This window comes from uncultured Caulobacter sp. (assembly GCF_947036865.1).
Taxonomy (GTDB): domain Bacteria; phylum Pseudomonadota; class Alphaproteobacteria; order Caulobacterales; family Caulobacteraceae; genus Caulobacter.
Map to the genome: position 1 here is coordinate 109,349 of NZ_CAMQSF010000004.1, position 21,343 is coordinate 130,691.

Consider the following 21,343-nt stretch of genomic DNA (forward strand, 5'->3'; position numbering starts at 1 on the left):
GCGAGGCTGGCGCTCCGCCTTCGGGCGCGCTAGCTAGCCGCCCCATGATCCGCCTCGACAACATCTCCAAGCAGAACGGCCACCAACTGCTGTTCATCGAAGCCTCGATGGGCGTGCAGAAGGGGGAGAAGGTCGGCTTGGTCGGCCCGAACGGCGCCGGCAAGACGACCCTGTTCCGCATGATCACGGGGCAGGAGCCGCCGGACGACGGGATCGTCGCGATCGATCCCGGCACGCGGATCGGCTATTTCAGCCAGGACGTCGGCGAGATGTCGGGCCAGAGCGCCGTCGCCGCGGTGATGGACGGCGTCGGCCCGGTCAGCGCCTTGGCCGCCGAGATGGCCCAGCTGGAAGCCGCCATGGTCGATCCCGACCAGGCCGACCAGCTGGACGCCGTCATGGAGCGCTATGGCGAGGTGCTGGAGCGCTTCCAGGAGCTGGACGGCTACGCCCTGGAGGCCCGCGCCCGCGAGGTGCTGGCGGGCCTGAGCTTCAGCCAGGAGCGGATGGACGGCGACGTCGGCCTGCTGTCCGGCGGCTGGAAGATGCGCGTGGCCCTAGCCCGCATCCTCCTGATGCGCCCCGACGCCATGTTGCTGGACGAACCCAGCAACCACCTGGACCTGGAAAGCCTGATCTGGCTGGAAGCCTTCCTGAAGAACTACGACGGCGCGCTGCTGATGACCTCGCACGACCGCGCCTTCATGAACCGGATCATCGGCAAGGTGGTCGAGATCGACGCCGGCCAGCTGATCACCTATTCCGGCGACCTTGACTTCTACGACCAGCAGCGGGCGCTCAGCGAGGCCCAGCGCCAGGCGCAGTACGAGCGCCAGCAGGCGATGCTGGCCAAGGAGATCAAGTTCATCGAGAAGTTCAAGGCGCGCGCCTCGCACGCCGCCCAGGTGCAGAGCCGGGTGAAAAAGCTCGACAAGATCGAGCGCGTCGAGCCGCCGCGGCGGCGCCAGACGGTGCAGTTCGAATTCCAGAGTCCGCCCCGCTCGGGCGAGGACGTGATCAGCCTGCGCGGGGTGCACAAGGGCTATGGCGCGCGGCCGATCTATCAGGACTTCGACTTTCTGGTGCGGCGCAAGGAGCGCTGGTGCGTGCTGGGGGCCAACGGCGCGGGCAAGTCGACCCTGCTGAAGCTGGTGGCCGGCGACGCCAAGCCCGACCAGGGCGCGGTCAATATCGGGGCCAGCGTGAAGATGGGCTATTTCGCCCAGCACTCGATGGACCTCTTGGACGGCGAGGAGACCATCTTCGAGTCGATGGAGCGCTCGTTCCCCCAGGCGGGCCAAGGCGCGCTGCGGACCCTGGCCGGCTGCTTCGGCTTCTCGGGCGACGACGTCGAAAAGCCCTGCCGCGTGCTGTCGGGCGGCGAGAAGGCGCGGCTGGTCATGGCCAAGATGCTGTTCGATCCGCCCAATCTGCTGGTGCTGGACGAGCCGACCAACCACCTCGACATGGCGACCAAGGAGATGCTGGTGGCGTCCCTGGCCGACTTCGAGGGCACCATGCTGTTCGTCTCGCACGACCGCCACTTCCTGGCGGCGCTGTCGAACCGGGTGCTGGAGATCACGCCCGAGGGCGTCCACCAGTACGGCGGCGGCTATACCGAATATGTCGCCCGCACAGGGCAAGAAGCGCCTGGCCTGCATCCAGGCTAGCGCGTCCGATCGCCGCCGGGGGCCGTATCCCGGGCGGAGGATCACATCATGCGCGCTCACCTGCTGATCGGACTTTCGGCCCTGACGTTGGCCACCGGCGCCCAGGCGCGGCAGGCCCAGCCGATCGACGCGGCGGCTCACTATTCGGGCGTCTGGCTCGAGGTCGGGCGCACGCCGATGGGCATCACCAAGGGCTGCGTGGCCGGGACCACCCGCTATGACCTGAAGGACGCGACCCACGTGGCGGTGGTCGACGACTGCCGCCAGGGCGGGGTCGACGGCAAGCGCCGGGCGATCTCGGGGCGCGGGACGATCGAGGACCCCGGCGTCAATCGCCGGCTGCGGGTCAACTACGCGCCCTTCATCACCTGGCGCTACGACGTGCTGGAGCGCGATCCGGACGGTCAGTGGTTCATCGCCGCCGACCCCAAGCTCAAGAAGATCTTCCTCTACACCCGGACCGCGCCGTCCAAGGCGCGCCTGGACGATCTGGAGGCGCGGGCCCGGCGTCTGGGCTATGCCGGCGCGCTGGAGTTCCCGGCGGTGGGCGAGAGCCGGTAGGCTTCCGATGACCGCGAGCGGCGAGGCGTTCGAGCGGGTCGAGATCACCAGCCGCCAAGGGCTGCGCGACTGGCTGGAAGCCAATCACGCCCGCGCCGACAGCGTCTGGCTGGTCACCTGGAAGATCGCCGACCGCGAGCGTTACGTGCCGTACGACGCCATCGTCGAGGAGGCCCTGTGCTTCGGCTGGATCGACAGCCAGCCTCGGCGGCTCGACGCGGAGCGCAGCATGCGTCTGCTCTCGCCGCGCAAGGCCGGAAGCGGCTGGTCCAAGCTCAATCGCGAGCGGGTGGAGCGCCTGCTGGCCGAGGGGCGCATGGCGCCGCCCGGCCTGGCCAAGATCGAAGCGGCCAAGGCCGACGGCAGTTGGCAGCGGCTGGACGCGGTCGAGACCCTGGTCGCGCCCGCCGACTTGGTCGAAGCCCTGCGCGCCGACGCCCAGGCGAAGGCCGCCTTCGAGGGCTTTCCGCCGTCGGCGCGGCGCGCCATCCTGGAATGGATCGCGGCCGCCCGCGCGCCCGAGACGCGCGCGCGGCGTATCGCCGAGACCGTCAGCCAGGCCGCGCTGGGCCTGCGCGCCAACCAGCCCCGTCAGCCGAAACGGGTCATGGCCAAGCCGGGCGAAGGCGCGGAGGTTTGAGCGCGCGGCTTCTCCGCGTCGTCCAGCGCGCGCAGCCGATTGTGGATGTCCGTGGCGGCGATGGCCGCCTCGGCCGCCGCGACGGCGATCTGGTTGAGACCGCGCACGACGTCCCCGGCCGCGTAGAGCCCGTCGATCGAGGTCCGCTGGTGCGCGTCGACGATCAGATTGCCGGCGGGGTCATGCTCGGCGCCCCAGCGCACCGCCAGACGGCTGCGCATCTCGCAGCCCAGGGCCAGGTAGAGGCAGTCGAACGCGCGCGTCTCGCCGTCGGCCAGGGCGACGGAGACGCCGTCGACGTCGACGGCGAGCTGGCCGATCGACACGGGCAGGACCTCGATCCCGCGCTCCGCCAGCGCCGCCGGATCGCGAAGCGCCGAGGGCTGGCCCAGATGCAGCAGGGTCACGTCCTTGGAGTAGGTGGTCAGGAACGCCGCCTCGCGCGCGCCAAGATCATCGTCGCCCAGCACCGCGATCTTCTGGTCGATGGCCTCATAGGCGTCGCAGATCGGGCACATGCGCACCCGCGCCGCCGCGATGGCGGCCTCGAGGTTCTGGAGGGCTGGCAGCCTGTCGATCACGCCGGTCGCCAGCAGCACGAAGGGCGCGGAGAGCTCGGCGGCCCGGCCGCCGGCGTCGACCACGCGCAGCGCGAAGCCGTCCTCCGTTCGGCTCAGGGTCTCGGCGAGCCCCGCGCGACGCTCGGCGCCATAACGACAGGCCTGCTCGCCCATGTTACGCAGCAGTTCGGGGCCGCCGACACCGCTGGCGAAGCCCGGCGTGTTGTGGCTGCGCGGGATCCAGGCGGCGCGGGACCGGCCGCCGTCCAGGATCAGCACCCGCCGTCGGAAGCGACCCAGATAGGTGGCGGCGGTCAGGCCGGCCGGTCCGGCCCCGACGATGATCGCCTCGTAGCGCTCCATGACGGCTCCCTGGCTTCGACCGCGCTCGACAAGGCGTGGCGCCGTCAGCAAACTCCGCGCGGTCGTCACGGTTGCCGAGGCCAGGTTTTCACCGCCGCCGGTCTCGCCGAACGCAGCCCCCGATCTCCTGACGCGTTAGCGGCGGGTCGGCGCGGCCGCTCACCCAAGGAAGGTACAGGATCATGAAGTTCGCCCCGGTCACCGTGTTGGCCGCCTCGGCCGCGACGATGGCGCACGCCCAGACCAATCTCGGCGCCCAGGCGCCCGAGGCGCCGCCGAATTCGCCCGGATGGACGCCAACAAGGATGGCGTCCTTTCGCACGACGAATATGTCGGCGACTTCAAGGCCCGTCTCGAAGCCCGTCTGGCCGCCTCCAAGGATCCCGCGTCCGACAAGGCCGAGGAGCGCGTGCGCCAGATGCGCCAGGCGGAGGTCCGCTTCGGCGTGCTCGACAGCGACAAGAGCGGCGCGATCACCAAGGCCGAGTTCGACTATTCCGGCTGGCGGATGTTCATGCATCACGACACCAACAAGGACGGGACAGTCTCGGCGGCCGACCCGGTCAAGGACGACGATCAGGACTGAGCGGCGCGGAAGGGCGGCGCGCCGGATTTGGACTTTCGGCGTTTCGTGGCTATCACCCCCGGCCAGGACACCGGGCGCGCAGCCCAGACGAAAGCCGAAAGACCATGAGCGACACGCCTCCCGACCGCCTCTCCGTCAACCCCGACAGCCCCTATTACGACGCGGCCCTGCTGGAGCGCGGCATCGGCATCCGCTTCAAGGGCGTCGAGAAGACCAATGTCGAGGAGTACTGCGTCAGCGAGAAATGGGTGCGGGTCGCGGCCGGCAAGACCCTGGACCGCAAGGGCAATCCGATGACCATCAAGCTGCAGGGCGAGGTCGAGCCCTATTTCCGCGACGACGCCGAAGCCTGACGGTGTCGGCGTCGGCCAGCGATCCTGACCTCGAAGCCATGGCGCGGGACGAGCTCGCCCGCGCCATGACCCTGACCTGGCGCGACCTGAAGGGAATCGTCCCCTGGGGCGACACGTTCGAGGGGATCTCGCCCGCCGGCCGCTATGTCGAGGTCGAGCGAAGCTATATCTGGGCCGCCGAGCGCGACGGAGACATCCTCTGCGAGGTCGCCGTCTATGGCGGCCCGTCGCGGTATGACCAGGGCGCCCGCGCCTCCAGCATCATTTCTCGCCCGGTGTGACCACCTTGGCCGTGCATCCATAACGCTGTTGCGTTAACCATAGGGCGCGTCATCGGCGGCGCGCCGCGTGGGGGAGAGCTTCGGGTGTACCAGTCTGAATTTCCGGTGGAGCAGCCGGTTCCGGTCTTCGACCCGACGCTGATCTTCCTGCTGATCCTGGCCGGCCTGGCGATCGCGGGCTTGGCCTTTTTCGCCGGCCGCCTGACGGGGCGCACCGACAAGGGCGAGAAGGCCAGCGATACGCCCAAGATCATCCACGACGCCATCAAGGCCAAGTGCGTGGCCGCCAGCAGCGCCCACTCGGGCGAACTGGTGGTCAAGGCTCAGGAGCTTATCGACGAGGTGCGCCTGCGCATCGGTCCGGTGATGGCGTTCGGCGGACCCTGCCTCAAGGCGTTCGAGCAACTGAACAAGGCCCTCAAGGGCGAGCCGCCCGAGGAAAAGAAGGACGACCACGCCAAGACCGGCAAGCACGGCCATGACAAGGATCACGGCAAGGCCAAGGACAAGGGCCACGGCGACCATGACAAGGGTCACGGTGGCCACGACGGACATGGCGATTCGAAGGGCCAGGGCCCCGACATCGGCCTGCTGACCCGGAACGTCACCATCGTGGGCCCGCAGACGGTGGTCTTCGCCAACGCCCCGACTTCGGACAAGAAGCCGGACGACCACCACCACGATCACGACGACCACGACGCCCACAAGGAAGAGGCGCCGAAGGTGCTGGACCACAAGGAGTTCATGCAGCTGCTGCGCCTGGCTGTCGCCGATTTCTCGGACTTCTGGAACCGTCCCAACTGCCTGCGCGAGATCCAGGACTGCCACCGTGTCCTGACCGAGACCAAGCCGCTTCCCAAGCTGAAGATCAGCGTCTCGGAACGCGATTGATCCGAGGATTCCGGGCCTCGGGGCATGAGAACGCCGTTCAGGAAGGCGGGACGGCTATTCTCTGCCCAAGCGGCGTGCGAAAGTCCGTCTTCGGCGGCGTGATCTCCGGCCGGCGTTGAGCGACGCGCGGCGGCGGGCCACACCAGGAACGCGCATCGGGCCAACGCCAAGCCCGACGCGCGAAGCGGATTGGCGAAAGGCCGCTCCTCCGAATGGCGGCCGCGCCTGGGAGGACGAAAGGAAGGGCATGACCGCGACGGTCTCTCCGATCACGTCTGGCGCCGCCGACGCGCCCGAGCCGGGCGTCAGCCTCGTCGACTACGTCCCTTATCGCCTGGCCACGGCCTCGGCGGCGGTCAGCCGGCTGATCGCCCGCGCCTACGAGGACCGCTTCGGCCTGACCATACCGCAATGGCGGCTGATGTCGGTGCTGGCGGAGGGGGCTCTGACGCCGCACGCCGCGGTGACGCGCACCGCCATGGATAAGGTCCGGGTCAGCCGGGCGGCCCAGGAGCTGGTCGTGCGCCGGCTGGTGGCGCGCACCACGGTCCGCTCAGACCGCCGGTCGCATACGCTTGAGCTGACCGCCGCCGGTCGCCGGCTGTTCGCCGAGATCGCGCCGCTGGCCCTGGCCTACGAGGCGACCCTGCTGGCGGGCCTGGCCCCCAGCGAAGTGGCTATGTTCAAGCGCCTGCTCAGCCACCTCGAGACCGCCGCCATCCAGCTTACCGGCGGCGAGACGATCAGTCCGCCGGTCTGATGAACGGGGTTGGGCAGGCCTTTACGCCTCATGCGTCCTAGCCGCTTCGTAAACCGCCCGCGCGATCGCCCGCGCCAGGCAGTCGGCCGCCGCCGCGCCGATCTTCGTCCGCAGCACAGCCCGCATCGGATCGGGGCCCAGCGGCGCCGCGCCCGAGGCCAGGGCGAAGACCACATCGCCGTCGAACGGCGTGTGGGCTGGCCGCACCGCCCGCGCCATGCCGTCGTGGGCCATCATCGCCATGCGCCGCGCCTCGGCCGTGCTGAGGTCCGCGGTGGTCGCCACGAGAGCGAGGGTCGTATTGGCCCCCGCCTTCAGCCGCGCGCCTAATTTCGAGTCGTCGGGCAAGGGCTCGACCGCCGGCGGAAGATCGCCTGGCCTCCGCCCGCCGAACTCGCCGTCGATCTCGTAGGGCCAAGCCCAGAAGGTCTCGCCGTCGACCATGTAGGGCGTTCCGACCGGATTGGCCGCCACCAGCGCGCCGACGATCAGGCCGCCGCCCAGGTCGATCGAGGCCGAGCCCAGACCGCCCTTGTGAACGCCGGCCATCGCCCCGCGTCCGGCGCCGACCGCGCCCAGGCGGAAATCCTCGCTGGCCGCCGCGACGGACTTCATGCCCAGCGCGCGGTAGGGCGGTTCGAGACCCCAGGCCTTGTCGCCGCCATTGGCCAGGTCGTGGAGGGCGGCGGCGGGGACGATCGGAATCGCCGGCGTCCCCGCCGTGATGCGCAGGCCGTGGTCGCGGGCCGACAGCGCGATCGCCGCGCCGTCGGCGGCCCCCAGGCCGAACACCGAGCCGCCCGAGAAGCAGATCGCGTGCGCCTTGGAGAAGCTGTTCTCAGGCCTCAGGGTGTCGGTTTCCCGCACGGCCGGCCCGCCGCCGCGCACGTCGACGGCCGCGGTCCAGGCCTCGGGACAGACGACGACGGTCACGCCGGTGCGGACGGCCTCGTCCTCGACACAGCCCACCCGCAGGCCCGGTACGTCGGTGATCAGGTTGCGGGGACCAGGTCTGAGCATCGGGAATCTCCGTTCGCGCCGATGCTAGACCGACCCGCTCACGCCTGCTACGAAGGCGGCCCTTCGCGAGACGCGAAGCACGCGGGCGTGGTGAAACTGGTAGACGCGCCGGACTCAAAATCCGGTTCCGAAAGGAGTGTCGGTTCGACCCCGACCGCCCGCACCAAACTCTTATCGATGGCGGTCAGGCGCGCGCCTCGGCGCCCGCGACCTTGCGGATCAGCCGCGTCAGCAGGACGCGCCCGCCCGGCCACGGGCCATGCCCCGAGGCCACATTGATATGGCCCGCGCGGCCCAGATCCACGAAGTCGGAGCCCCAGCCGCGCGCGAAGGCTTCGGCGCGCTCGATCTCGACATAGGGATCGTCGCGGCTGGCCACGACCAGGCTGGGGAAGGGCAGGCGCTCGCGGGGGATCGGCGAGAAGCCGACCAGCAAGCGGCCCGCCGGCCCTTCGCGATTGACGTCGGCCGGGGCGACCAGCATGGCTCCGCCGACGCCGCGTCCGCCGGTCACCCGGGCGAAGTGGGCGACCAGGGCGCAGCCGAGACTATGCGCCACCAGGATCGCGCCGGGCCGCCGGCGCACCGCTTCGGCCAGGCTGATCGTCCAGTCGCCGAGCAGCGGCCGCTCCCAGTCCTGCTGGTCGACGCGCTCGGCGCCGGGCAGCGAGCGCTCCCAATGGCTCTGCCAGTGATCCGGCCCGGAATTGTAGAGCCCGGGAATGATCAGGATGGGCGGGCTCGCCGGAGCGCCACGCCACGTTTCGGGATCGCGAATATGGAGGGTCATCTTACGCGCCAGGGTCATCGCCAGTCGCGGCAGTTAGCGCCTCCAGCGGCGCGCGCTCAATTCATATCGGCTGAGTAGGATTTCAGGAAAGCTGGGGGCGGTCACAGCGGATCGAACAGGATCTCGCAGCCCGTGTCCGCCAGAAGCGCGTCGAGAGCGCCCTGGTCGGCGGAAGACAGGGCCTCGCGGGTCTGTCGCAGCGCCGCCAGGCACTTGGCCTGGTAGGGGAAGGTCGGCTGGGTCCAGGGGCGCCCGTCGATCTCGGCCTCCACCGTCGGAGCCTGCGCCATGGCGGCCTTGGCGTTGGCGCGCAGGAACGGCGCATAGACCCGGCCGATCTCGGCCAGCAGCGGCCGCAGCGTTTCGGCCAGATCGGCGCGCGAGGCCCATCCGGCCGCGTCGGGCTCCAGGCCGGAGAGGTCCTCGACCCGGTCCAGCCAGGCCCGCACCCGCCGCGAGCGCTGGACCGTGATCGCCGCCGAGGTCGGCTCGATGATCGCCAGCTGCGACAGCTGGCCCTGGATGGCGAAGTCGGCGGCCGACGGCCGCGCGCCGAGCACGAAGCCTTGCCGCGCGATCACCGCGTCGAGAATGTCGACGAAGCGGGCGTAGCTGGCCTCGATCGTCGGCGCGGTGACCGGATTGGAGCCCACGACATAAAGACGGTCGATCTGCCGCTTGGAGATCTCGCGCGCGGCGAGCTCGGCGAAGTCCGAGGGCGTGGTCGGATCGTGCCAGAAGATCAGCATCGGTCCGGCGTTCTCGATGTCCGCCGCGTGGGCCCAGCGGAAGTGGAACATGGCCTTGGTCAGCCACTCGTCGGCATAGTCCTCGACGAGGTCGTTGAGGAACGAAACGACCGGATCGTCGGGGATCACCGAGCGCCCGGCGTGCTCGCGCTCCAGGCGGCGGATGATCGGCGTCGAGTCGGTGACGGCCTCTAACCCGCCGCCCGTGGGGAAGTAGAAGGTCGGCAGCAGCTTGACCTTCGGCTCGGGCAGGCCCGGCGGCGGGTTGCGGTGACTGCCCCAGTGGATGGCGTGTGGAATTCGCCGAAACCGCAGCAAAGACAGCATCTTGCGGGTGTAAGGCGAACCGGCGGCGCCCAGCAGGGCCAGCGGTTGCGAAGCCTCTTCCGACATGTTCCCTCCGCCATGGCGTCCGCGCGCTTTTGGCAGAGGGAATGCCGGAATGTGGGGCGCGTCAATCGTGCCCCTTGGGTCAATCCACCGGCGTCAGCCGATCCGATCGCCGCGATGCAGCGGGTCGGGGAGGGGATCGCTCGCCTTCACGAATTGCAGCGACACCGAATTGATGCAGTAGCGCAGCCGCGTCGGCGCCGGCCCGTCGGGGAAGACATGGCCCTGATGGCTGTCGCAGCGGGCGCAGCGGGTCTCGATCCGCACCATGCCGTATGAGGTGTCGCGCACGCCGACCACGTGGTCCTCGGCGAACGGCGCGTAGAAGCTGGGCCAGCCGGTGCCGCTCTCGAACTTGGTTTCGTGCTTGAACAGCGGCAGGCCGCACAGGCGGCAGCAATAGACGCCGGGGTTCTTCTCGCCCAGCAAGCCGCCGCAGAACGGCGCCTCGGTCCCGTGGTGCAGCAGGACGCGAGCCTCTTCGGCCGTCAGATCGGCCTCCAGGCGTTCGCGCTCGGCCTCGGTCGGCGGGGTCAGGTCGAATCCGGCGGTTGAAAGGGCGGCTGTGTCTGTCATGAGAGTCAATGTAAGCGCTCGAGCGTTCGTCTGGTAGAGCGCAGCGGGAGAGAGCCATGACAGTCGCCGTCGTCCTTTTGCAGCCGGGCTGGGCCGATTGGGAGGCCGGCGGCGTGCTGGCCCTGCTGCGCGAGCACCTGAAGGTTCAGATCGAGATCGCCACGCCGACCGGCGATCCGGAAACCTCGATGGGCGGCGTCCTGGCCGCGGCCGACTACCGCTTCGACGACCCGGTGCTGAGCGACGCGGACCTCTTCCTGCTGATCGGCAGCGATGCCTGGGCTCAGGCCGAGAACCCGGCGGTCAGCGCTCTGCTCCGCCAGGCCTTCGCCGATGGCAAGCCGGTGGCGGGAATCTGCGGCGGCACGGCGGCGCTGGCTCAAGCGGGCCTGTTCGAGGGGCGCCGCCACACGTCCAACGGCAAGGATTGGCTGGCGGGCGTCGTCCCCGGCTATGCGGGCGCCGAGCACTATGTCGACACGCCCCGCGCGGTGACCGACGGCAAGCTGGTCAGCGCCTCGGGCCTGGCCCCGGTGACCTTCGCGGCCGCCGTGGCGCGGCTGGCGGCGCCGGAAGCCGAGGACCTGATCGCCGGCTACGAGGCGATGTTCGCGCGGGAGTTCGCGGCGGGGTGAGCGCTCTCCTCATCCGATCTTCCCGGCGAATGCCGGGACCCAGATCCTAAGGCTGTGAGGCGAACGCAAAGCCTCCCGCGATCCTGTCCGGAACACGGGCGGTTTCGCATCTGGGCCCCGGCATTCGCCGGGGAAATCGGGTGGGGGATCTACTTCAGCGCCGCCGCGCCCGCGCGCGCCGCGACCCCGTCCTGCGGGGCCGAGCCGCCGGAGACGCCGATGGCGCCGACGATCTTGCCGTCGACCAGCAGCAGTTCGCCGCCCTCCAGCGCCATGGCCCCGGTGAAGATCGCGTTCAGCGTGCCGGACTTGACCGCCTCCTGGAAATAGGAGGTCGGGCGGCGGAAGTTGGCGGCGGTCTCGGCCTTCTTCAGAGCCACCTGACCCGAGCCGTACTGGGCGCCGTCCATCTTCTCGGTGAGCACGACCGCGCCGTTGGACTCCACGACGGTGATGACCATCGCCCAGCCGTTCTTGCGCGCCTCGGCCTCGGCGGCGGCGACGACCGTCTTGGCCTCGGCCAGGCTGATGACCCGCGCGGCATAGGCCGGATTGGGCGTCGGCGCCGGGGTGGCGGGCGGCGTCTGGGCCAGGGCCGGGCTGGCCGCCAGCAGCAGGCCGGCGGCGATCAGGGCGGCGGTCTTCGTCATGGCAGCACGACCTCGTCGTTCAGGGTGGTGTTCTGCGGCTGGGCGGCGGCGATGCGGACCCGCAGGCCCTGGGCCTTGACCCCGGCCGGGATCGACAGCTTCACCGAGGTGGTCTTCGGCAGCAAGTCGGTCGGCGCCTTCAGCGGCGGGATCGCGCCGCTGCTCAGCACCTTGCCGCCCGCGTCGACCAGTTCGAGCTTGGCCGCCGCCGCGTCCCGCGCGCCCAGGCTGTGGACCGTGGCGGTGATCGTCGAGCCCTTCACCGTCACGTCGTCCCGGCCAATGCCAAGATCGGCGCGCTTGGCCGGATCATCGCCCGCCTTGGTCAGGGTCATGTCGATGATCGTGGTCTGGCGCGGGGCCAGGGTGACCCTGGTTCCCAGGCTGCGCTCGAAGGCGACCGAGCGGGTCTCGCCCGCGCCGTCGATCTTGTCGTCGCCATTGGCGTCCAGGCCCTGGACCAGGCTCCACTGGCCGGGGGCGACGTTCCAGCCGGTCATGGTCGCCGTCACCGGCTTGTCGGTGGTGTTGTAGGCGATGACCTTGAAGCTGGTCTTGGTGGCGTCCTTGACCAGCAGCGCCACGTCGGTTCCGTCGGCGTTGTCGAAGCGCCACGAGACGATGTGGCCCGGGGTCATCTGGCCCCGCTTGTTGGCGATGCCGCCCAGGCGGGTGCGTTGCAGCAGGTCCGACGGCAGCTCCACGCGATCGGACCACCAATGCCCCTCCGTGTGCATATAGAGGTGCTGGGCGTTCCACTGGATCTCGTCGGCGTAGAGATCGTCCAGATAGGCCTTGTCGCCGGTCAGCGACCAGGCGGCGTAGCGCTCGAACGCGCCGCCCTTGGCCGCGGCCTTGACCAGGGCGTCCTTGTTGGCGGCGCCCAGGTTCATCGCCGTCAGGGCGTTCTCATTGACGGCCTGGAGCGACTTGAGGCCGTTCTTGCCGATCCGCCACTGGATCGGGGCCAGGTACTTGGCGTCGCCCGTCAGGCGCCAGGCCTCCCAGAACAGCTGGAACGGACCGTCGGCGCCCGAGCCCTGCAGCACCGTGCCGCCGCGCTCGGCGTCGCTGCGCCAGTTGATCTCGTTGGGCAGCGACCCGTCCTTCTTGGCGTGGGCCAGGTAGCCGTCGGCCAGGCCGACGACCAGCGCTCGCGAGGTCGGATCGTTGTTGTAGTCGCCGATCAGGATCGGCGGGTGGGTGACGCCGAAGGAGTAGGGCTTCTGCCACTCCCACGGACCCTCGCGATACGAGATCTTGCCGTTGTACCAGTTGGTGTTGAAGTGGACGTGGCCGGCCGGGTTCTTGTCGATGATCCGGGGCAGGGCCTTGACGGTCGTGAACAGCCGCTCGACGGCCTTGGGCTCGCCGTAGTGGATGTACATCGCCTCGGAGTTCGAGTTGATGCCCTCTTCGTAGGCGTGCAGTTCGTCGGTGACGATGGTCGACAGGCCATCGGTGAACATGCCGTTCTTGTAGGCGGCGTCGGCCAGGCGGTCGTGCGAGGTGGTCAGCTTGTCGGGCTGCACGCCCATCAGGATCAGGCCCGGCCACTGCTGGACGAGGTCGGTGTCATCCGAGATGCCGCCGCCGAAATCGCCATAGTCCGACTGGCGCTCGTCGACCCACCAGTCGACGAACTTCGTCACCAGCTTCAGGTCCTCCAGCTGGCGGAAGGCCCAAAGCGGCTCGCCGTTCGCCGGCTTGGGCTGCTCGAACGCCGGCCAGCCTTGGCTGCCATAGGTGATGTCGCCCCAGTATTCGCGGCCGATCTTGTTGTCGGGATCCACCCGCAGCAGGTCGGTGATGTCGGCGTAAAGGCGGCGGTAGAGGCCCTGGCGCTTGGAGGTCGTGTGCTCCTCGACCAGGAAGCCCCAGTTGTCCTTCACCTGGTTCAGCCGGTCGGCGATATGCTCGACCTTGGCCTTGTCGCGGTCCTTCAAGACGAGGCGGATCTTGGCGCCGTCCAGCGCCTTGGGGCCGAAGTCGGTGCTGTCGGCGGCAATGGTCAGGTACAGGCTGTCGGGCGTCAGGATGCGGTCGCGCATGTCCAGCCAGACGGTGCGGGCCTCGCCAGCCTTCACCGAGACGCTGACGTCGATCATGTTGCGGCCCGGCCAGATCGGGTCCTTGATCTGGATATTGAGCGGGATCACCGTTCCGGCCGCGCCCGGCAGGGCGGGCAGGTCGATCGCCACGCCGTCCAGGCCGTCGCGCGCGTTCTCCCAGCCATAGGCCCAGTTGCGGGCCAGGGCCTGGGCCGGCGGCGCGTCGCCGAAGCCCGACGGGATCAGCACGTGGACGATCGGCAGGCCCTTGGCCGTGAGATCGGCTTCGGGCCGCTTGCGGCTGGGCGCGCCTTCGGGCAGGGCCACCACGGTGGCGCGCTCGCCCGCCGGATAGCGGCCGGCGATATAGCCGTTGAGGTCGGCGAGGTTCAGATAGTCCGGCGCCACGTCGGCGCGGACCGTGTAGCTCATCTTGAACGCGTCCTTGGGCTCGGCCCCGGCGGTCACGTTATAGGCCCAGATCTCCTGGATCGGGGTTTCCTGGGCGACATTGGTGAAGGTCAGGACGCCGCCGGTCAGCGGCTTGGCGAGCGTCGCGACCGTGCGCTCCTGGTCCTTGGCGCGGCTCGCCACGCTCGCGCCCTTGTCACCGGACTTGGCCGCCCACGAGAGGTCGCCATGGGCGGGGCCCTGGATCTCGATCCGGTTCACCGGCTCGTCGGGCAGGGTCAGGTTCAGGGCCTTGCCGCCGTCGACATAGACGTTCCAGTCCGGCAACTGGAAATAGTCGTTCCGGCCGGGCAGGCGCGACCGGTTGTAGACGCCGGGCCAGGTGGTTTCGGCGATCCCGTCGGTCGCCTTCCACATCCACTCCTTGATGTCCTTGGCGTCCTTGAACTCGACCTTGCGGATCGTGGTCTTGTCGTCGGTCAGAAGCGGCGGCAGGTCCTTGTTCCAGCCGTAGCGCTGCTTCCAGGCGGCATGGATGGCCGGATCGTCCAGCGTGGCGACCGGGGCGGCGATGGCCGGGGCCTCGTTGCGGGCCAGGGCGGCGATGGCCGTCGCGTCCAGCGGGCGGTCGTAGACGCGCAGCTCGTCGAGATCGCCGCCGCGCGTGAAGTTGTAGCGGCTCTGCACCTGGTGCGGCGCGATCACGCGGCCGGCGACGCCGAACTGGTCGAGGCCGGCGTCATAGACCGCCTTGGCCTCCTTCTTGGCCGCCAGCTTGCCGTCGACATAGAGCTGGACGCCGCTCGTCTCGTCCCAGGTGAAGGCCAGGTGGGTCCAGGCGTCCGGGGCGGGGCTCTTGTCGAGCTTGAACGACACGCGGGTGCGGGCCAGGCCGTTGTCGGTGACGAAGGCGTCGAAGCCGTGGCCGTTCCAGTCGATCCGCAGGAACGCCATGTCCCAGCTGGAGTGATCGGCGTAGCCGACGCGGAAGATCACGAACGGCGCGACGCCCACGGGGTAGCCCGACCGCCAGAAGAACGAGAGCGTGCCGCGCTGGGCCTGGATATTCCCCGGCGCGTTCCAAGCGACGACCCCGTCGTCCTCGGCGTGGAAGCCCTTGCCGACCTTGCCATTGGCGATCGGCGTGACCTTGTCGGCGAAGTTGGGAACCGGATCCCCGCCCGCGACATCGGCTGTCAGGCCCTTGTCGCCGGAGACCTTGAACAGCAGCGCCGGCTCGGCGCTGGTCGGCGCGGCGGCGGCCGCTTGGGCCAGGATCAGCGCGCAGGCCGAACCCAGGAACATCGCCTTCATCATCGTCTCCTCCCGGTGGCGTCCATCACGATCTCCGCACTCTTGGAAACCGGTGTCATGCCTGATCGCTGGTGTAGCGCCCTAAGGGCAAGCTTGCAAACCCGACGAGGCCTGATAGGCCATGCTGCAAAGCACAAAATCCTTGGGCGGAAGTTGCCGATGTTCTCGAAGATCCTGATCGCCAACCGAGGCGAGATCGCTGTTCGCGTGATCAAGACGTGCCGCCGGCTGGGGATCAAGACGGTGGTCGTCTATTCCGACGCGGACGCGGGCTCGCTGGCGGTCGAGATGGCCGACGAAACCGTGCACATCGGCCCGTCGCCCGCCGCCCAATCCTATCTCGTCGCCGACAAGATCATTGCCGCCTGCAAGCAAACGGGCGCGGAGGCCGTCCATCCCGGCTTCGGCTTCCTGTCCGAGAACGCCGGCTTCGCCCAGCGCTGCGCCGACGAGGGGATCGTGTTCATCGGTCCCAACCCCGGCGCCATCCAGGCCATGGGCGACAAGATCGAGAGCAAGAAGTTCGCCCAGGCCGCCGGCGTCTCCTGCGTGCCGGGCCACATCGGCGAGATCGCCGACACCGCCGAGGCGGTGAAGATCGCAGAGCAGATCGGCTATCCGGTGATGATCAAGGCGTCGGCGGGCGGCGGCGGCAAGGGCATCCGCGTCGCCTGGAGCCGCCAGGACGTCGAGGAGGGCTTCCCGGCCGTCCGCGCCGAGGCCAAGGCCAGCTTCGGCGACGACCGCATCTTCATCGAGAAGTTCATCGAAAGCCCGCGCCACATCGAGATCCAGGTGCTGGGCGACAAGCATGGCAACGTCGTCCACCTGTTCGAGCGCGAATGCTCGATCCAGCGCCGGAATCAGAAGGTTATCGAGGAGGCTCCGTCGCCCCTGCTGGACGAAGCCACGCGCGCGGCCATGGGCGCTCAGGCCGTCGCTCTGGCCAAGGCGGTGAACTACGACAGCGCCGGTACGGTCGAGTTCGTCGCGGGCCAGGACAAGAGCTTCTTCTTCCTGGAGATGAACACCCGCCTGCAGGTCGAGCATCCGGTCACCGAGCTGATCACGGGCCTGGATCTGGTCGAGCAGATGATCCGCTCGGCCTGGGGCGAGAAGCTCGCGTTCGAGCAGAAGGACCTGAAGATCAACGGCTGGGCCATCGAGAGCCGCATCTACGCCGAGGATCCCTATCGCAAGTTCCTGCCCAGCATCGGCCGCCTGGTCCGCTATGACCCGCCGAAGGAGGGCGATCACGGCGCCTACACCGTGCGCAACGACGCCGGGGTGCGCGAGGGCGACGAGATCTCGATGTACTACGACCCGATGATCTCCAAGCTCTGCAGCTGGGCCCCGACCCGACTTGCGGCGATCGACGGCATGGGCCGGGCGCTGGAGGACTTCCACATCGAGGGCCTGGGCCAGAACATCCCGTTCCTGGCGGCCGTGATGGACGAGGAGCGCTTCCGCTCGGGCAAGCTGGCGACCAGCTACATCAAGGACCAGTTCCCGGACGGCTTCCAGGGGACCGAGCCGACCCCCGCTCAGCTCGACATCCTGACCGCCGTCGGCGCGGCCATGCAGGGCGTCTATGTCGCCCGCGCCCGCTCGCTGGAGTCGGAACTTCTCGGCCCGCCGCGCGACGAATGGGTGGTGGCGATCGGCGCCCACCGCCGTCGCGTCCGGGTCGGGGGAGAGGGCGAGGTCACGATCGCCCTGCTCGACGAGGGCCGTACGCTGACCCTGACCGACATCGACTGGCGTCCGGGCAAGCCGGTGTTCAAGGCCGCGCTGGACGGCAAGGCCTTCACGGTCCAGGCCGCGCCCGCCGCCGAGGGCTTCACGATCCGCCACCGCGCCGCCAAGGCCCGGGTGTTGGTCCTGACGCCGCGCTCGGCCGAGCTGCACGACAAGCTGCCCGAGAAGCAGGCCGCCGACACCTCCAAGCTGGTACTGTCGCCGATGCCGGGCCTGGTGGTCTCGATGGACGTCACCGCCGGCCAGCAGGTCCGCGAGGGCGAGGTGGTCTGCGTGCTCGAGGCGATGAAGATGCAGAACATCATCCGCGCCGAGCGCGACGGGGTGGTCAAGGCCGTCAACGCCAAGGGCGGCGATCCGGTCGCGGCCGACGAGGTGCTGGTGGAGTTCGCCTGAAATAGCTCTCCGCTTAAGGTTGCATTGGGCCGCGCCCTGGCCGTAGATGGCCGGCATGGCCCTCTACCCGCGTGCCTTCGTCCGGACTCTGTTCAGCTTCCAGGGGCGCGTATCGCGGCCCGCCTATTGGCTGATGATCGGCGTGATGGAGGTCGTCCGCTACGGCGCGGCGCTATCGGTCAATGGCTGGAGCGGGGATATTTCCGGCGGTTATCAGGCCCGGACCCTCGCCACCCTGCTGCTGCTCTGGCCGCAGATGGCCCTGACGGTAAAGCGCGGTCACGATCGTGGGCGGTCGATCGGCTACAGCCTTGGATTCTTCATGGGCTCGTTCGCCGGACTGGCGCTCGCCGCGATAGGGCGGCGCCATCAGCGCTTCGACCTCGTGCTCGCTGGCGTCGCGGTCTGGGCCGCCGCCGGCTTCTACCAGTTCGTGGAATACGCCTTCCTGACCGGCGATCCGAGATCGAACCGCTACGGTCCTCGCCCGCGAGATTCCTATGCGGCCAAGCCCGCGCCCGCGCCGCATGACGATGCTCTTCCGGGCGAACGGCCCAGCGCCTAGATTACCGCCGTCGGCGTCGGGCCGACTCGAAAGAGGCGGGCATGAACGATCGTAGCGAATGGGCGGAGCTGTTCCTGTCGTCGAACGGCCGCTTGGCGCGCACGCCGTTCCTGATCGCCTCGGCCGTGCTGCTGGGCGTGGCGGTGCTCTACGAGGCCATCGCCGGCGACACCCTGCACTGGCTGACGGGCTGGCTGGTCTATCCAGCCCTGCTGTTCTCCGGCGCCTGCGTCCTGTCCAAGCGGCTGCATGACCGAGGGCGGTCCGGCTGGTGGTCGCTGCTGATCCTGATGGCGGTCATCGCCGTCTGGCCCCGGCCCGACCACTTTCTGGATTTCCTGTTCAGCCTGGTGCTGATCTGGGCGGTGGTCGAGCTCGGCGTCATGGGGGGCGAGCAGGGCGCGAACCGGTATGGACCCAATCCGCTGAAGGCGGTGGCGATCTAGGGTTCCTCTCTCCGCGGGAGAGGGTTCTTACGCCGGCGCCGTGGCGTCCTCCACCGGGCCGAACACCTTGGCGAAGCTGGCCCGCAGCGCGGCGTCGGCCTCGTCCATCGTCACCGGCAAGCCGAGGTCCACCAGGCTGGTCACCCCATGCTCTGTCTGGCCGCACGGCACGATGCCCGAGAAGTGCGAGAGGTCAGGCTCCACGTTGAGGCTGATCCCGTGGAAGCTGACCCACCTGCGCAGCTTCACCCCGATCGCGGCGATCTTGTCCTCGCGGCTCCAGCCGGCGCCCTTGCGCTCGACCCAGACGCCGACGCGGCCGTCCCGGAGCTCGCCGGTGACGTTGAAGGCGGCCAGGGCGTCGATGATCCAGGCCTCCAGCGCCGCGACGAAGGCGCGCACGTCGCGGCCGCGCCTGGTCAGGTCCAGCATCACATAGGCCACCCGCTGGCCGGGGCCGTGATAGGTGAACTGGCCGCCGCGCCCGCTCTCGAACACCGGAAAGCGCTCGGGCTCGATCAGGTCCGAGGCCTTGGCCGACACCCCGGCGGTATAGAGCGGCGGATGCTCCAGCAGCCAGACGAGCTCGCCCGTCGTCCCTTCGGCGATGGCGGCGGCGCGGGCCTCCATGGCGGCAACGGCTGCCGGGTAATCGACGTAGCCGGTCGAAACCGCCCACCCGACCGGCGCGCCGTCCTCGCGTCGCATCGTCGGAACGCCAACGTTTTCGGGGTTTAACGGGAGAGCAAGCATGTGGCCCTAATCTTGCGATCGTCACGCCGCGCCCCCGCCGGGCGCGCGTGTCAGTCCAAGGGTCTTACTTCGTGAGCCAGGTCAACGCCGTCAATGTCGAGATCTCGGTCCTCTTGGGCCGCTCGATCCTGCCGATGCAACAGCTGCTGCGCATGGGCCGGGGCGCGGTGATCCCGCTCGACGCCAAGACCAATGACGAGGTCTGGATCCTGGCCAACAACCACCCGATCGCTCGGGGCGAAATCCAGATCAGCGACGACCGCATCGCCATCCAGGTCACCCGCGCGGCCGACGTCTACGACTACATGGCCGGCGGCGCCTGACCGGCCGCGGCGAGGAAGTTCGGCGGGCTCGAACTTCCGACTTCCCAAAGCCGATTCAGTTTGCTACCAGCCGCCCCTCACCACGATGCGGTCGTGGCGGAATTGGTAGACGCGCAGCGTTGAGGTCGCTGTATCGCAAGATGTGGAAGTTCGAGTCTTCTCGACCGCACCAGTGTTGAACACAGACTAGAGCGCTCCCGGGGTTTTCGACTCGTCTGGGGCGCTCTAATCGTTTCTGGCCTTGGATTCGCCCCAAGATCGTTTCAACCGGACGCACGCGCCACGAACCCAGCAGCTCTTGAGCTCAGGAGGCCCCCATGACCCGGGACACCGCCGAACTGACCAACGACGTGCTGGATGATATCCCGGTGGCCAAGTCCGAGACCCCCGAAGAGCTCGAGGACCTCGCGCTCGGCGACGACTACGCGCTCAATCCCGAATATGTCGAGATGGTGATCGACGCGGTCGACAGCGGCGACCTGAAGCGCCTGCGCGAGCTGGTCACCGCGCTGGAGCCGGCCGACGTCGCCGACCTGATGGGCTTCCTGACCGCCGACTATCGCGAGGACGTCATCCCGCTGCTCGACCCGGAGGCGCTGGGCGAGATCATCTCGGAGATGGACGAGAACCTCCGCGAGGAGGTGCTGGAGGCCACGCCATCGGTGACCCTGGCCCGCGCGCTGGAGGAACTGGACACCGACGACGCCGCCGACGTCATCGACGACCTGGACGACACCAAGCGCTTCCAGGTGCTGGCGGCGATGGGCGAGACCGACCGCGCGGCCATCGAGACGACCCTGTCCTACGAGGACGAGACGGCCGGCCGCCTGATGCAGCGGGAATTCCTGGCCGCGCCGGAATTCTGGACCGTCGGCCAGACGATCGACCACGTCCGCGAGTCCGGCGACCAGCTGCCCGAGCTCTTCTTCGACGTCTACGTCGTCGACCCGACCTTCAAGCCGGTCGGGGCGATCCCGATCAGCATCCTGCTGCGCAGCCGCCGCGAGACGCCGCTGGCCGAGCTGATGGAGGCCGTCACCGAAATCCCGGTCGAGATGGATCAGGAAGAGGTCGCCTACATCTTCGACAAGTACCACCTGATCAGCGCGCCGGTCATCGAAGCCGGCGGACGCCTGGTGGGCCAGATCACCGTGGACGACATCGTCGAGGTCATCCGCGACGAGGCGCAGGAAGACATCCTGGCCCTGGCCGGCGTGTCCGACGCGGGCCGCGACGCGGCGGTGATCGACATCGTCCGCTCGCGCCTGCCGTGGCTGTTGCTGAACCTGGTCACCGAGACCATCGCGGTGTCGGCCATCGCCATCTTCCAGGACCAGATCGCCAAGCTGGTGGCCCTGGCGGTGCTGATGCCGATCGTCTCGTCGCTGGGCGGCAACGCCGGCACCCAGACCCTGGCCGTCGCGGTCCGGGCCTTGGCCAGCAAGGAGCTGACCGCCGCCAACGCCCGCCGGATCATCACCCGCGAGGTGCTGGTCGGCCTGATGAACGGGGTCAGCCTGGCCGTCGTCATGGGCCTGGCCACGTTCCTGTTCTACCACAACGGTCGCCTGGCGATCACGGTGGGCGTGGCGCTGATCGTCAACATCTTCATCGCGGCCCTGGGCGGCATCCTCGCCCCGCTGGCCCTGGAGAAGATGGGGCGCGACCCGGCCGTGTCGTCCTCGATCTTCGTGACCTTCCTGACCGACTTCATGGGCTTCCTGGCGGTGCTGCTGATCGCCATGCTGCTGATGGGTTAGCCTCGTCGTCCCGCTGTCACCGGCGCGGCGGATAACAGGCATATCGGGCGGAATATCTCCTGGTCCGCGAAAACTGGCGCCGACCTTGCGC

General features: G+C 69.0%; 20 protein-coding genes, 2 tRNA genes and 2 pseudogenes. 16 read left to right on the top strand and 8 right to left on the bottom strand.

Features of this window, described 5'->3' with window-relative positions; translation table 11 throughout:
- Positions 1-44: 44 nt before the first annotated feature.
- The 3 genes from Q0V34_RS04915 to Q0V34_RS04925 are packed head-to-tail and all read left to right on the top strand — an operon-like array spanning position 45 to position 2,871.
- A complete protein-coding gene (locus tag Q0V34_RS04915) occupies positions 45-1,670 on the top strand; it encodes an ABC-F family ATP-binding cassette domain-containing protein (RefSeq protein ID WP_297508624.1) in 1,626 nt (541 codons plus the stop codon).
- A gap of 48 nt (positions 1,671-1,718) precedes the next feature.
- Entirely contained in the window at positions 1,719-2,231 is a 513-nt protein-coding gene (locus Q0V34_RS04920; protein ID WP_297508627.1) for a lipocalin family protein, read from the top strand.
- Between the two features lie 7 nt (positions 2,232-2,238).
- Complete coding sequence (locus tag Q0V34_RS04925; protein WP_297508630.1) at positions 2,239-2,871, top strand: YdeI family protein; 633 nt, start codon at positions 2,239-2,241, stop codon at positions 2,869-2,871.
- On the opposite strand, the gene Q0V34_RS04930 is transcribed toward Q0V34_RS04925, so the two are convergent.
- Positions 2,823-3,794: an NAD(P)/FAD-dependent oxidoreductase gene (locus Q0V34_RS04930; protein WP_297508632.1), complete on the bottom strand. Its 972-nt coding sequence runs from the start codon at positions 3,792-3,794 to the stop codon at positions 2,823-2,825. The genes Q0V34_RS04925 and Q0V34_RS04930 overlap by 49 nt on opposite strands.
- A gap of 280 nt (positions 3,795-4,074) precedes the next feature.
- Here Q0V34_RS04930 and Q0V34_RS04935 point away from each other — a divergent pair.
- From Q0V34_RS04935 to Q0V34_RS04955, 5 genes and pseudogenes are all read left to right on the top strand, one after another.
- A pseudogene (locus Q0V34_RS04935) lies at positions 4,075-4,380 on the top strand (hypothetical protein); the annotation flags it as partial.
- Between the two features lie 104 nt (positions 4,381-4,484).
- The gene (locus Q0V34_RS04940; protein WP_004622132.1) at positions 4,485-4,733 is read left to right on the top strand and encodes a DUF3297 family protein; all 249 of its coding nucleotides are present in this window, start codon (positions 4,485-4,487) and stop codon (positions 4,731-4,733) included.
- A gap of 38 nt (positions 4,734-4,771) precedes the next feature.
- The gene (locus Q0V34_RS04945) at positions 4,772-5,014 is read left to right on the top strand and encodes a hypothetical protein (protein WP_297508840.1); all 243 of its coding nucleotides are present in this window, start codon (positions 4,772-4,774) and stop codon (positions 5,012-5,014) included.
- Between the two features lie 84 nt (positions 5,015-5,098).
- Positions 5,099-5,905: a hypothetical protein gene (locus tag Q0V34_RS04950; protein WP_297508635.1), complete on the top strand. Its 807-nt coding sequence runs from the start codon at positions 5,099-5,101 to the stop codon at positions 5,903-5,905.
- 247 nt (positions 5,906-6,152) lie between these two features.
- A complete protein-coding gene (locus Q0V34_RS04955) occupies positions 6,153-6,665 on the top strand; it encodes a MarR family winged helix-turn-helix transcriptional regulator (RefSeq protein ID WP_297508638.1) in 513 nt (170 codons plus the stop codon).
- Between the two features lie 21 nt (positions 6,666-6,686).
- Here Q0V34_RS04955 and Q0V34_RS04960 read toward each other — a convergent pair whose 3' ends face one another.
- Entirely contained in the window at positions 6,687-7,685 is a 999-nt protein-coding gene (locus tag Q0V34_RS04960) for a P1 family peptidase (RefSeq protein ID WP_297508640.1), read from the bottom strand.
- Positions 7,686-7,766: 81 nt separating this feature from the next.
- Here Q0V34_RS04960 and Q0V34_RS04965 point away from each other — a divergent pair.
- A tRNA-Leu gene (locus tag Q0V34_RS04965) sits at positions 7,767-7,851 on the top strand.
- Positions 7,852-7,869: 18 nt separating this feature from the next.
- On the opposite strand, the gene Q0V34_RS04970 is transcribed toward Q0V34_RS04965, so the two are convergent.
- The 3 genes from Q0V34_RS04970 to msrB all read right to left on the bottom strand — a co-directional run bounded on the left by Q0V34_RS04970 (position 7,870) and on the right by msrB (position 10,190).
- Complete coding sequence (locus Q0V34_RS04970; protein WP_297508644.1) at positions 7,870-8,475, bottom strand: alpha/beta hydrolase; 606 nt, start codon at positions 8,473-8,475, stop codon at positions 7,870-7,872.
- 101 nt (positions 8,476-8,576) lie between these two features.
- Positions 8,577-9,617 carry a glutathione S-transferase N-terminal domain-containing protein gene (locus tag Q0V34_RS04975; RefSeq protein ID WP_297508647.1) on the bottom strand — a complete coding sequence of 347 codons (1,041 nt, stop codon included), beginning with the start codon at positions 9,615-9,617 and terminating at the stop codon, positions 8,577-8,579.
- Between the two features lie 93 nt (positions 9,618-9,710).
- Positions 9,711-10,190: a peptide-methionine (R)-S-oxide reductase MsrB gene (gene msrB, locus Q0V34_RS04980; RefSeq protein WP_297508649.1), complete on the bottom strand. Its 480-nt coding sequence runs from the start codon at positions 10,188-10,190 to the stop codon at positions 9,711-9,713.
- A 56-nt stretch (positions 10,191-10,246) separates the two neighbouring features.
- Here msrB and Q0V34_RS04985 point away from each other — a divergent pair, with 56 nt between their 5' ends.
- On the top strand, positions 10,247-10,825 hold the full coding sequence (locus Q0V34_RS04985; protein WP_297508652.1) for a type 1 glutamine amidotransferase family protein: 579 nt from the start codon (positions 10,247-10,249) through the stop codon (positions 10,823-10,825).
- 149 nt (positions 10,826-10,974) lie between these two features.
- Here Q0V34_RS04985 and Q0V34_RS04990 read toward each other — a convergent pair whose 3' ends face one another.
- Positions 10,975-11,475: a heme-binding protein gene (locus tag Q0V34_RS04990; RefSeq protein ID WP_297508655.1), complete on the bottom strand. Its 501-nt coding sequence runs from the start codon at positions 11,473-11,475 to the stop codon at positions 10,975-10,977.
- Positions 11,472-15,388: pseudogene (locus Q0V34_RS04995) on the bottom strand (LamG-like jellyroll fold domain-containing protein). Before Q0V34_RS04995 ends, Q0V34_RS04990 begins: the two are co-directional and overlap by 4 nt.
- A 22-nt stretch (positions 15,389-15,410) precedes the next feature.
- Here Q0V34_RS04995 and Q0V34_RS05000 point away from each other — a divergent pair.
- Genes Q0V34_RS05000 through Q0V34_RS05010 form a run of 3 tightly spaced genes read left to right on the top strand, consistent with a single transcriptional unit; the run spans position 15,411 to position 18,416 of the window.
- On the top strand, positions 15,411-17,405 hold the full coding sequence (locus Q0V34_RS05000; RefSeq protein WP_297508658.1) for an acetyl/propionyl/methylcrotonyl-CoA carboxylase subunit alpha: 1,995 nt from the start codon (positions 15,411-15,413) through the stop codon (positions 17,403-17,405).
- 46 nt (positions 17,406-17,451) lie between these two features.
- Positions 17,452-17,970: a DUF805 domain-containing protein gene (locus tag Q0V34_RS05005; RefSeq protein WP_297508661.1), complete on the top strand. Its 519-nt coding sequence runs from the start codon at positions 17,452-17,454 to the stop codon at positions 17,968-17,970.
- A gap of 41 nt (positions 17,971-18,011) precedes the next feature.
- Complete coding sequence (locus tag Q0V34_RS05010; protein ID WP_297508664.1) at positions 18,012-18,416, top strand: DUF805 domain-containing protein; 405 nt, start codon at positions 18,012-18,014, stop codon at positions 18,414-18,416.
- 27 nt (positions 18,417-18,443) lie between these two features.
- On the opposite strand, the gene lipB is transcribed toward Q0V34_RS05010, so the two are convergent.
- Positions 18,444-19,169, bottom strand: a complete 726-nt coding sequence (gene lipB, locus Q0V34_RS05015) for a lipoyl(octanoyl) transferase LipB (RefSeq protein ID WP_297508667.1) — start codon at positions 19,167-19,169, stop codon at positions 18,444-18,446.
- 17 nt (positions 19,170-19,186) lie between these two features.
- On the opposite strand from lipB, the gene Q0V34_RS05020 reads away from it, so the two are divergent.
- From Q0V34_RS05020 to mgtE, 3 genes are all read left to right on the top strand, one after another.
- Positions 19,187-19,492 (top strand): FliM/FliN family flagellar motor switch protein, encoded by a 306-nt coding sequence (locus Q0V34_RS05020; protein WP_297508843.1) that lies wholly within the window; start codon positions 19,187-19,189, stop codon positions 19,490-19,492.
- A gap of 87 nt (positions 19,493-19,579) precedes the next feature.
- Positions 19,580-19,664 (top strand) — tRNA-Leu (locus tag Q0V34_RS05025).
- Positions 19,665-19,809: 145 nt separating this feature from the next.
- Complete coding sequence (gene mgtE, locus Q0V34_RS05030) at positions 19,810-21,252, top strand: magnesium transporter (protein ID WP_297508670.1); 1,443 nt, start codon at positions 19,810-19,812, stop codon at positions 21,250-21,252.
- Positions 21,253-21,343: the final 91 nt, after the last annotated feature.